Source organism: Anaeromyxobacter sp. PSR-1, assembly GCF_000964525.1.
Taxonomy (GTDB): domain Bacteria; phylum Myxococcota; class Myxococcia; order Myxococcales; family Anaeromyxobacteraceae; genus Anaeromyxobacter.
In genome coordinates this window covers 1-9,676 of record NZ_BAZG01000172.1, presented here as the reverse complement: position 1 = coordinate 9,676, position 9,676 = coordinate 1, and the positions used below count along the sequence as shown (strand labels likewise).

At 78.1% G+C, this 9,676-nt stretch carries 13 protein-coding genes and 1 pseudogene; 7 read left to right on the top strand and 7 right to left on the bottom strand.

From position 1 onward, the window contains the following. From PSR1_RS18820 to PSR1_RS18810, 3 genes and pseudogenes are all read left to right on the top strand, one after another. Nucleotides 1–459: pseudogene (locus tag PSR1_RS18820) on the top strand (hypothetical protein); the annotation flags it as partial. Between the two features lie 43 nt (nucleotides 460–502). Next, nucleotides 503–1,264, top strand: coding sequence for a thermonuclease family protein (locus PSR1_RS18815; RefSeq protein ID WP_059438968.1), 762 nt, complete (start codon nucleotides 503–505; stop codon nucleotides 1,262–1,264). Nucleotides 1,265–1,434: 170 nt separating this feature from the next. Next, on the top strand, nucleotides 1,435–1,866 hold the full coding sequence (locus PSR1_RS18810) for a bacteriohemerythrin (RefSeq protein ID WP_059438967.1): 432 nt from the start codon (nucleotides 1,435–1,437) through the stop codon (nucleotides 1,864–1,866). Nucleotides 1,867–1,897: 31 nt separating this feature from the next. On the opposite strand, the gene PSR1_RS18805 is transcribed toward PSR1_RS18810, so the two are convergent. From PSR1_RS18805 to nikR, 7 genes are all read right to left on the bottom strand, one after another. Continuing rightward, nucleotides 1,898–2,686: an energy-coupling factor ABC transporter ATP-binding protein gene (locus tag PSR1_RS18805; RefSeq protein WP_237758144.1), complete on the bottom strand. Its 789-nt coding sequence runs from the start codon at nucleotides 2,684–2,686 to the stop codon at nucleotides 1,898–1,900. Between the two features lie 2 nt (nucleotides 2,687–2,688). After that, nucleotides 2,689–3,255, bottom strand: coding sequence for a hypothetical protein (locus PSR1_RS18800; RefSeq protein ID WP_059438966.1), 567 nt, complete (start codon nucleotides 3,253–3,255; stop codon nucleotides 2,689–2,691). Beyond that, the gene (locus PSR1_RS18795) at nucleotides 3,242–3,874 is read right to left on the bottom strand and encodes an energy-coupling factor ABC transporter permease (RefSeq protein ID WP_059438965.1); all 633 of its coding nucleotides are present in this window, start codon (nucleotides 3,872–3,874) and stop codon (nucleotides 3,242–3,244) included. The genes PSR1_RS18800 and PSR1_RS18795 overlap by 14 nt, the downstream gene beginning before the upstream one ends. Before the next feature lie 3 nt (nucleotides 3,875–3,877). Next, nucleotides 3,878–4,897, bottom strand: coding sequence for a hypothetical protein (locus tag PSR1_RS18790; protein WP_059438964.1), 1,020 nt, complete (start codon nucleotides 4,895–4,897; stop codon nucleotides 3,878–3,880). Beyond that, a complete protein-coding gene (locus PSR1_RS18785; RefSeq protein ID WP_237758143.1) occupies nucleotides 4,894–5,331 on the bottom strand; it encodes a DUF4198 domain-containing protein in 438 nt (145 codons plus the stop codon). The genes PSR1_RS18790 and PSR1_RS18785 overlap by 4 nt, the downstream gene beginning before the upstream one ends. Continuing rightward, the gene (locus PSR1_RS18780) at nucleotides 5,328–6,044 is read right to left on the bottom strand and encodes a DUF4198 domain-containing protein (protein ID WP_082100303.1); all 717 of its coding nucleotides are present in this window, start codon (nucleotides 6,042–6,044) and stop codon (nucleotides 5,328–5,330) included. Before PSR1_RS18780 ends, PSR1_RS18785 begins: the two co-directional genes overlap by 4 nt. A gap of 117 nt (nucleotides 6,045–6,161) precedes the next feature. Then, the gene (gene nikR, locus PSR1_RS18775; RefSeq protein WP_011419556.1) at nucleotides 6,162–6,581 is read right to left on the bottom strand and encodes a nickel-responsive transcriptional regulator NikR; all 420 of its coding nucleotides are present in this window, start codon (nucleotides 6,579–6,581) and stop codon (nucleotides 6,162–6,164) included. A 101-nt stretch (nucleotides 6,582–6,682) separates the two neighbouring features. Here nikR and PSR1_RS18770 point away from each other — a divergent pair, with 101 nt between their 5' ends. From PSR1_RS18770 to PSR1_RS18755, 4 genes are all read left to right on the top strand, one after another. Next, on the top strand, nucleotides 6,683–7,537 hold the full coding sequence (locus tag PSR1_RS18770) for a PfkB family carbohydrate kinase (protein ID WP_059438962.1): 855 nt from the start codon (nucleotides 6,683–6,685) through the stop codon (nucleotides 7,535–7,537). Then, a complete protein-coding gene (locus tag PSR1_RS18765) occupies nucleotides 7,534–8,142 on the top strand; it encodes an alpha/beta family hydrolase (protein ID WP_059438961.1) in 609 nt (202 codons plus the stop codon). Before PSR1_RS18770 ends, PSR1_RS18765 begins: the two co-directional genes overlap by 4 nt. Before the next feature lie 147 nt (nucleotides 8,143–8,289). Then, nucleotides 8,290–9,060, top strand: coding sequence for a hypothetical protein (locus tag PSR1_RS18760; protein ID WP_059438960.1), 771 nt, complete (start codon nucleotides 8,290–8,292; stop codon nucleotides 9,058–9,060). Between the two features lie 11 nt (nucleotides 9,061–9,071). Then, nucleotides 9,072–9,676, top strand: a 605-nt coding sequence (locus PSR1_RS18755) for a hypothetical protein (protein ID WP_059438959.1), incomplete at its 3' end; no start/stop codon positions are given.

Genomic DNA, 9,676 nt, shown 5'->3' with positions numbered 1-9,676 from the left:
CTCGCCGCGCTGGTGGGCGTGCTGGTGTGGCGCCGGCTCGAGAAGACGGCCGCCGGCGAGATCACGGTGGCCGCCGCGCTCGCCTCCGCCGGCTACGCCGTGGCGCTCGCCGCCGGCGCCGAGCACCCCGCCGCGCTCGCCGCGCTGCTCGCCTGGATCCTGGCGTTCGGGGCGGCCACGCTCGCGGTGCAGGTGATCCTGGTGCGCGTCCGCTCGAAGGGCGCCGCCGACCCGGGCCGCCGCCACGCGGTGCTGGCCGGCCTGCTCGCGGTCGCGGCCGTGGCGCTCAGCGCCGCGGGCCTGCCCGGCGCGCTCGCGCTCGCCACGCTCCCCACCGCGCTCTTCTCGATCGTGGTGTGCCTCGTGCGCGTCTCGCCGAAGCGGCTGCGCGAGCTGGGCTGGGCGCTGGTGGGCTCGTCGGCGGTGACGCTCGTCATCCTGGTGGTCGGGCTCCGCTGAAGCGCGCGCGGCGCGTGTCCGCCCGCCGTGCGATCCTGGCGGCGTGATCCCGCCCCGCCGCCCGCTCCTCGCGCTCTGCTGCCTGGCCCTGGCGCTCGCCGCGCCCTCCGACGCCCGCGCCCGGCGCGGCCGGTCCGCCCGCGCCGCCGAGGGGCGGGTGGTGCTCGACGGCGAGGCCGCCGCGGTGCGCTGGACCGACGGCGACACCTTCCGGCTCGTCTCCGGCCCGCGCGCGGGCCAGCGCGCGCGCCTCGCCGGCGTGAACACGCTCGAGACGTACGGGCCGGTGCACCGCTGGGGCGGCTGGCGGCCGGAGGCGCTGCTCGCCGTCGCGCGCGCCGCCGGGCCGCGCGCGGCGGCCGGGACCTGGGACTGCCGGAGCGTGCGCGGGCGCGGCGGGCGCGACCGCTACGGCCGGCTGCTGGTGGAGTGCCCCGAGCTGTCGCGCACGCTGGTGCGCGAGGGGCTCGCGACGGTGTTCGCGATGGACGGGCCCGCCGATCCCGCGCTGCTCGCGGCGCAGCGCGAGGCGCAGCGCGCCGGGGCCGGCATGTGGGCGGAGGGCGTGCCGGACGTGATCGTCTCGAGCGCGCACTCGGCGGGCGAGGCCGGGCTGGGGCGGCGCGGCGCGTACGACCGGCTGGTGGACGCGCGCACCGGCGCGGCCACGGCGCGGCCGCACGCGCGGGCGTACCGGGCCTGCGAGGAGGTGTGCGCCGGGGAGGGCCGCGGGCGCTCGTGCCTGGTCTACGTCCCGTACGAGCGCCGCTTCCGCGACCGCCCGCCCTGCCTGGTCCGCCGCTGAGCCGCGCCCGCCGGCCCCGGGCTTGATCCTCGGCGCGATCGACGTCACCCACCGTGTAGCGGGTCGGCGCACGCTCGCTCGTTCGGGCCTACCCGGATAGGCCTTGCCTCTGGCGGGTACGGATGGAAGGACTGTGGCGAGGCGCCCGACCGGGCGCCGGGAGCACGGACATGATCGAAGCGCACGCCTGGAACGAGAAGCTCGACCTCGGCCACGAGGCCATGGATCACGAGCACCACCTGCAGATCGCGCTCGTCACCGCGCTGACGGAGGCCATCGAGCAGGCCCGCCCCTGGATGGCCCGGCAGCTCTCGGCCCAGCTCGTGTCGTACAGCGGCGTCCACTTCGGCAGCGAGGAGATGCTCATGCAGGCGAGCGCGTTCGCCGGGCTCGCCGACCACGCCTCGGAGCACCGCACCCTCCTCGAGGCGATGCACGAGATCCAGGGCGCGCTGGAGCGCGGCGAGGACGATCTCGCGCTCGCGTTCGCGGTGGAGCTGCGCGCCGGCCTGGCCGGCCACATGGCGGGCTCCGACCGCCGCCTCGCCGATCACGTCCGCCCCGCGCAGCCGGCGGGCGCCGTGGTGATCCCCTTCCGCTGACCCGGCGCGCGGGCGAGCCCCGCGCCCGCGGCTACTCCGTGTCGTGCACGTGGAAGTGCGCGTGCACCTCTGCCCCGTGCGCGTGCGCGTGCCGGTGCGCCAGCCCGCTCTCCACCAGCGCCCGCTCGTCGCGCACGAGCGCGGCGGTGGGGCCGTCGTGCAGCACGCCGGCGCGCTCCGGCCCGAGCAGCACCGCCCGCGTGCCCAGCTCCTCCGCCAGCGTGAGGTGGTGCGTGGAGGTGACGACGGTCGTCCCCTCCAGCCCGGCCAGGAAGTCCACCAGCCGCCCGGCGCTGGCGGGATCGAGGCCGGCGGTGGGCTCGTCGAGCAGCAGCACCTTCGGCCCGACCGCCATGAGCGCCGCCATCGCCACCCGCTTCTTCTCGCCGCCGGAGAGCTCGAACGGCGGCCGCTCCCGCAGCGCCTCCAGGCCGAAGGCGCCGGCCCAGCGCGCCACGCGCGCCTCGACCTCCGGCTCGGGGACGCCGAGCTGCCGCGGGCCGAACGCGATCTCGTCGGCGACCGACGGGTTGAACAGCATCGCGTCCACGTTCTGGAACAGGAGCCCCACCTCGCCGCGGAACGCGCGCCGGAACGCCGCCCCGGCGAGCGCCGCCGCGTCGAGCGCGCGCCCGCGCCAGCGCACCGCGCCCTCCTGCGGGAACGCGAGCCCGTCCATGAGCTTGAGGAGCGTGGTCTTGCCGCTGCCGTTCACGCCGAGCAGCACCACCCGCTCGCCCGCGGCCACCGAGAACCGGATGTCGCGCAGCACCGGCCGGCCGCGCAGCTCCATCCGCCGGACGTCCACCTCGAATTCCACGGCTAGAACCCCCGGGAGCGCATGGCGTCGGACACCTCGCGCGCGTTCCGCACCGCGAGCACCAGCAGCGCGGCGGTGATGCCGCTCGCGTTCCGGACCACGTCGAGCGGCCCGGGCCGGCGCGGGAGCCGGCTGCGAAGGCCGTCGGCGGACTCGGTGGCGAGCAGGCGGAGCGCGTGGATCTGCGCGAGCGCGATCACCACCAGCCGCGTGGCCGCCGGCCAGGGCGCGAGCGCGCGCAGCAGGTTCACGCGGGCGAGCACCGAGAACGCCAGGAACGCGAGCAGGAGCGTGCGGGCGGCGAGCGCCAGGAACGGCTCGAGCGGCGGCGCGACCGGCGCGCCCAGGCGGAGGAAGGCCCAGGACAGCGCGGACATCGCGAGCGTGACCGGCAGCACCAGCCGCGCCACCCGCCCGAGCGCGCGGGGCAGCCCGCGCCGGAACGCGACGGCGGCCGCCAGCGCCGCGAGCCCCAGCGCGCGCAGGTCGGTCACCGCCGAGAGCGCGAACGCCGCGGCGAGCCAGCCGCAGAGCAGGAGCCGCTCGCGGCGCGGGTCAGGCGAGGCCACGGAGATCCGCCCTCCGGAGGAGCGCCAGCGCGAGCACCGTGTAGAGGCCCTCCACCAGGCCCGTCACCGCCAGGCTGGGCGCGAGCAGCGCCGTCGCCGACACCGCGAACGGCACCGGGAAGTACTCCGGCGCGACCCGGTGCTGGAGCCCGAGCACGAGCGCGACCGCCCCGGCCGCCACCTGCATCGAGACCCAGGCGCCCAGGAACGCGGCGGCGCGCCCGGCCCGGCGCCGCAGCAGCCGGTGCACGGCCCAGCCGGCGAGCGGGCCGAGGAGGCCCATGGCGAGCGCGTTCACCGCGAGCACGGTGACGCCGCCCGCCCCGAAGAACAGCGCCTGGAGCAGCAGCACCAGCGACTCGCACAGGAACGCGAGCAGCGGGCCGTAGAGGATCGCGAGCAGCGTCACGCCGACGAGGTGCGTGGAGGTGCCGCCCGGCACCGGGATGGCGATGGTCTGCACCACGAACGCGAGCGCGGTGAGCGCGCCCACCACCGGCAGCGCGTCGGCGGCGTCGCGCCCGAGGTGGCGCCGCGCGGCGAGCGCCCAGAGCGGCGCCGCGACCGCGTAGGCGGGCAGCGTGATGGCGGGCGAGAGGAAGCCGTCCGGGACGTGCATCGGCTAGCCCCCCACGAGCCAGGAGAGCGCGAGCGTGGCGCGGAACCGCTCCAGGCCCTCCGAGCCCTGCTGCTCGGGCCGCTCGTCGAGCGCGGTGGCCGCCGCGCGCCGCACGCCGAGCGCCGCGGAGAGGCGCCCCACGAAGACCCGAACGCCCGCCCCGGCGTACAGCACCCGCCCGCCCGACGCGCGGAGCGGGACCATGGCCCCGCCCTCGCCCTCCTCGCGGTCGCGCCGCAGGTCGAGGCCGTTCAGCTCGCCGGAGAGATCGAGCCGGAGGCCAGGCCGCGCCAGCGCGCGCCACACCAGCGCCGCGTTCACCCGCGTCTCGGCGCCGAAGCGGTAGCGACCGGCCTCGTAGCGGTGCGTGAGGAACCACTGGCGGCTCGCGTCGGCGAGGAAGGTGAGGTCGTCGCCGAGCTGCTTCAGCGCGGCCACGCCGGCCACCGGGCTGGGCTCGCCGAACCCGGTCTGCATGTCCGGCTCGAGGCGCGCCCCCCGGTCGTCTCGTGCGCCGGTGGTCCCGAGCGGCAGCGTGCTCGAGGCCCACGCGGAGAAGTGCCAGTCGGCGAGGTCGTCCAGGCTCTCGCGCTCCGGCACGAGCCGCAGGCCGTCGTCCCACTTCAGGCCGAGCGCCAGCATGAGCGACGGATCGCCGGCCCCGGCGTTGCGGCCGACGCCGTCCTGCTCCTTCACGCTCAGCGGCTGGAACGCGTATGCGGTGAGCCAGGGGGTGATCCCGTAGCCGATCGCGAGGGTGCCGAACGCGCTGTGGTCCTTGTTCTCGGGGCGGGCCCAGGCGAAGCGCTGGTACGGCACCCACTCCCCCCGCGCGAGCACGAGCAGGCTTCGCTCCGGCAGCGGGAGCGCCGAGGTCGTCTCCAGCGCGGCGCCCGGCCCCTCGGGGCCGGCGAGCCCGACGGCCGCGACGCCGTGGTGCGCCGCGGCGCGGTCCGGCACGGCGGCTGCGACGGCGGCGGCGGTGGCGAGCGCGAGCGCCGCGGTCGTCGCCCGCCGCCTCAAGACCGGGCTCCCTTCCGGCGCTGCCAGGCGAACAGCGCCGCGAAGATCGCGGCGATCACCGCGACGCCGAGCAGCGGGCGCAGCACGAACCCGGCGCCCGGGCCGGCCGGCGGCCCGCCCTGCGCAGCCGGGACCTGCACCATCGCGTCGAGCCCGTGCCCGCCCGCGTCCACCACCTTGACGCGCCATGCGCCCGGCACGTCCGGCACGAACGCGATCCAGCCGGCGCGGTCGGTGCGCCCCTTCTGCCAGGGCACGCGCGGGTCGGAGGGGGACCACAGCTCGTACGCCTGGTACGCGAGCGGCTCGCCGTCCGCGTAGTAGACGCGCAGGCCGGCGGCGTGGCCCGGCGCCAGTTCGTGCAGCACCTCGTGGCCGCGCGCGGCCCCCGGGGCGAGCGCCAGCGCCAGCGCCAGCGCGGCGGCGCGGATCACGGGGCCACCTCGAACGAGAGGCTCGCCTCGAGCACCTGCGACTCCGCCCTCGGCGAGGCGAGCGGCCGCCGCAGCGACGCGCTCACCACCGTGGTCCCGGTCGCGCGCAGGCGGAGCCGCAGCTCGCCCTTCGAGTCGGTGAGGCCCAGCCCGTGGTGGCCGAGCGCCACCGCGGCGCCCGGCGCGGGGGCGCCGCCGGCGAGCACGCGGACCGTCACCTTGTCGCCCTTCCGCGCGCGGGAGAGGTCCGTCACGGGCACGAGCTCGAGCGGCTCCGCGAGCGCCGCCCCGGCGGCCGGCGCGCCGGGGTCGATCCACTTCGCGAGCTGGATCGCCTCCCAGGAGCGGACCGCGTCCGGGACCTCGTCGCGCGGCCGCTCCACCTGGCCGTCGGGCGTCAGCGACCAGAACGCCGGGCGGAGCGCGACCGTCACCACCGCGCACGGGCCCGGGATGCGGACCTCGGCGGGCGCGAACGCGGCGCGCGCGCGGGCGTCGACGGCCGGGCCGGGCCCGGGTCCCGGAAGGCACCGGATCGCCGTCACCCGCGCCGCGTCGATGGGCTGCGGCGCGCCGGGGTGGCCGGCGCGCAGCACCACCGCCGCGCCCTCGCGAGCGAGCCACAGCTCATGGGCGCCAGCGGCCGCGGGCCCGAGCAGCGCCGCGAGCAGGGCTGCCGGGCGGGCGAGGCGGGCGGGAAGGGCGGCAGGCATGATGGGCGACGCTCCCGGCGCGCCGGGCGCCCCGGCGCGTAGCACGATTCCGGGGAGCGTGATACTGGAGTCCCGCGGCGGGGTCAACCGGACGGGTTGACGCAACCGCGAGCGTCGTCAGCGGAGGTCGTGCCCGGCGGTGGCCGGCACGAGCTTGCCGTACTTGACGCCCTTGGTCGCGACCAGGCTCTCGCCCATCGCGACCACGTCCTTGCCGCGCCCGCGCAGCACCAGCACCTCGAGGCAGTTGTGCGCGTCCATGTGGACGTGCAGCGCCGAGACCACCGCGCGGTGGTTCTCGTGCTGGATGTGCGCGAGCTTCTGCGCCAGGCTGGAGGAGTCGTGGTCGTAGACCAGCGTCACCACCGCCACGCGCTCCTCGCGCCCGGACGACTCGGTGAACGCGCGCTGCACCAGCGCGTCGCGGATGAGGTCGCGGACCGCCTCCGAGCGGTTGACGTAGCCCTTCTCGGCGATGAGCTTGTCGAACTGCTCGAGCAGCCCGTCCTCGAGCGAGATCCCGATGCGCTCCAGCATGTGGCCTCCGTGCGCGCCGACGCTACCGGAGGGCGGCCCCGCCCACAACTGCGCCGCGCCGGGGCGGGCCGCGGGCGCGGCGCCGTGTTACCTCCCAGGCCATGACGCCCGCCCGTCCCCCGCTCCGGCTCGCCGTGGTCGGCCACGTCGAGCACGTCACCATCGGCCGCGTGCCGGCGCTGCCGCGCGCCGGCGAGATCGCGCACCTCGAGGCGCCGCGCTGGTTCCCGGGCGGCGGGGGCGGGGTCGCGTTCTGGCAGCTCGCCCGCTCGCCGGCCGAGGTGCTGCTGTTCACCGCCGTCGGCGACGACGAGGCCGGCGCGCAGGTGGAGCGGGCGCTCGCCGCGAGCGGGGCGCGGGTGCGCGTACACGCGGCCCGCCGGGCCGAGCCGCACACCCGCGACCTCGTGCTGCTCACGCCGGACGGCGAGCGGACCATCGTCGTGGTGGGCGAGCCGCTGCACCCGCGCGCCGACGACCCGCTGCCCTGGGGCGCGCTGGCCGGCTGCGACGCCGCCTACTTCACCGCCCAGGATCCCGCCGCGCTCCGCGCCGCCCGCGCGGCGCGCCTGCTGGTGGTCACCGCCCGCCGCCGCGAGGCGCTGGCCCGGTCCGGCGTCGCCGCCGACGTGGTGGTGGGGAGCCGGCTCGACGCGCGCGAGGTGAGCGCGCGCGCCGACTACCCGGTCCCGCCCGGCGCGCTGGTGCTGACCGAGGGCGCCGCCGGCGGGACGATCGAGACGGCCGCCGGGGTGGAGCGCTTCCCGGCGCCGCCCGCGCCCGAGGCCGTCGGCGGCGCGTACGGCGCGGGCGACAGCTTCGCCGGCGCGCTCGTGTTCCTCCTCGCGGCCGGGCTGCCGCTCGGCGACGCCTGCACGGCGGCGGGCCGCCACGGGGCGGCGGTGCTGCGCGCGGTGGACCCGCGCGACGGCCAGCTCCCGCTGGAGGCGCCGTGAGCGGGGCGCGGCGGGATCGCCCGCGGGTGCTCTTCGCGCCGGGCGCCGGCGCGGCGTCCACGTCGGCGTGGATGGAGCGCTGGGCCGCGCACCTCTCGGCGATCGGCGAGGTGGCGCGCTTCGACTACCCGTACCGGCTCGCCGGGCGCCGCTCGCCGGACCGGCTGCCGGTGCTCGTCGAGGCGCACCGCGCCGCGCTCCGGGCCCTGCGCGGCCGCTCGCGGCGGCCGGTGGTGCTGGCGGGAAAGTCGATGGGCTCGCGCGTCGGCTGCCACCTCGCGCTCGAGGAGGAGGTCGCGGCGCTCGTGTGCCTCGGGTACCCGCTGCGCGGCGCCTCCGGCACGCTCCGCGACGAGGTGTTGCTCGCGCTGCGCACGCCCGTCCTGTTCGTGCAGGGGACGCGCGATCCGCTCTGCCCGCTCGACGCGCTCGAGGCCGTGCGCCGCCGCATGCGCGCGCCGAGCGCGCTGCACGTGGTGGAGGACGGGAACCACTCGCTCGAGGCCGGCGTGCGCGCGCTCGCGGCGCGCGGCACCACGCAGGCCGAGGTCGAGGCCCGCGCCCTGGACGCGGTGCGCGCGTTCCTCGCCGGGCACCTCCGCTGAACGGGCGCTGTACCGGCCCGTACGCGCGGGCGTACCATCCGGTACACCCGGGGCGCTCCGGGGGGCGCAAACCCGCGAGATCCGGTGCGGCACGCGGGTTGCTCTGACATCGGGTCGAGCCGCATGTCGCGGCGCAGTGAGGACACCATGAAGCGATGGATCATCGGAGCCGCAGCGGCGCTGCTCGCCTCCGGCGCCGCCCGCGCGCAGACCACCCCGACCACCGACCCGGTCCAGCAGCAGGATCGCGACCGGCTGCACGACGGCACGGGGACCGGCGACCAGGTGCGGCAGCACGACCGGCTGCACGACGGCACCACCACCGGCGATCAGGCTCGGCAGCACGATCGCCTGCACGACGGCAGCGGGATCGGCGACCCGGTCCGGCAGATGGCGAAGGACCCGGCGCACCGGGCCGACCCGACCGCCATGGGCGACCAGGTCCGCGAGATGGCGCAGGACCGCGACCGGCTGCACGACGGCACCGGCACCGGCGACCAGACCCGCGCCCGGATGCACGACCAGGTCCGCGCCGAGATGCACGACGCGATGATGCAGCACGCGCCCACCGGCGCCGGCCGCCCCGAGCTGCCGGGCCAGGCGATGCAGGGCATCGCGCAGCGCAACAGCGCAGAGATGCGCGAGATGCAGGCCACCCGCGCGGCCGAGCGGCACGCGCTCCGCCACCAGGCCGGCCAGGCCGCGACGCAGCGGCCGGAGGGCGCGCAGGGTCAGCACGGCGCCGGCCACGGCGCGGGCATGAACGGCGCGGGCGAGTGCGGCGACGCCGCCGGTGCGCAGCGGATGATGCAGATGCACGGCGGGACCATGGGCGGCCACGGCGGCATGGACGGCGGCTCCGGGACCGGCGGCGGCACCGGCGGCGGCATGGGCGGCGGGCCCGGCGGGATGCACTGAGCGGTGCGGCCGTGAGCACGCACGCCCTGATCCTCCTCGGACTCGCGCTCGCGGCCGGCGCGGACGCCGGCGAGCACCTGCTCGCCGGCGCACGCCATTTCCGCGAGGGGCGCTACACCGAGGCGCTGGTGGAGTTCCGGGTCGCCGAGCGGATGGGCGATCCGGACGCGCGGCCCTACGCCGGCGCGACGCTGGTGAAGCTGGGCCGTCCCGAGGAGGCGCTCGAGGCGTTCGGCACCGGCGCCGCCGCGGGCGCTGACGCGCTCATCGCCTACTACCGCGCGCTGGCCTGCTACGACGCGCGCCTGTACCTCTGCGCCGACGCGCAGCTCGCCGGCGTCGGCGAGCGCTCCGGGCCGCGGGTGGCCGGGGAGGCGGCGCGGCTCCGCGCCGAGATCGCCCGCGCGCTGCGCGGGGAGCCCTCCACCGCCGCGGTGGACTTCTACCTGGCGCGCTGCGAGGCGCTGGGCCGGGATCGCCACCCCGCCGCCGCCGCCGCGTTCTGCCGCGAGGCGGAGGGGCTCTCCGGCAAGCGCCGCGACCGCTACCGCCGCGACGAGGCCCGGAAGCTGCTCGCCGGGCTGACCACCCGCGCCGACGCGGCGGAGGCGCGCCC

Coding starts and splice junctions, on each gene's coding strand:
- PSR1_RS18810 (WP_059438967.1), top strand. CDS start 1,435: ATGATCGAAGCGCACGCCTGGAACGAGAAGCTCGACCTCGGCCACGAG.
- PSR1_RS18795 (WP_059438965.1), bottom strand. CDS start 3,874: ATGCACGTCCCGGACGGCTTCCTCTCGCCCGCCATCACGCTGCCCGCC.
- PSR1_RS18780 (WP_082100303.1), bottom strand. CDS start 6,044: ATGCCTGCCGCCCTTCCCGCCCGCCTCGCCCGCCCGGCAGCCCTGCTC.
- nikR (WP_011419556.1), bottom strand. CDS start 6,581: ATGCTGGAGCGCATCGGGATCTCGCTCGAGGACGGGCTGCTCGAGCAG.
- PSR1_RS18770 (WP_059438962.1), top strand. CDS start 6,683: ATGACGCCCGCCCGTCCCCCGCTCCGGCTCGCCGTGGTCGGCCACGTC.
- PSR1_RS18760 (WP_059438960.1), top strand. CDS start 8,290: ATGAAGCGATGGATCATCGGAGCCGCAGCGGCGCTGCTCGCCTCCGGC.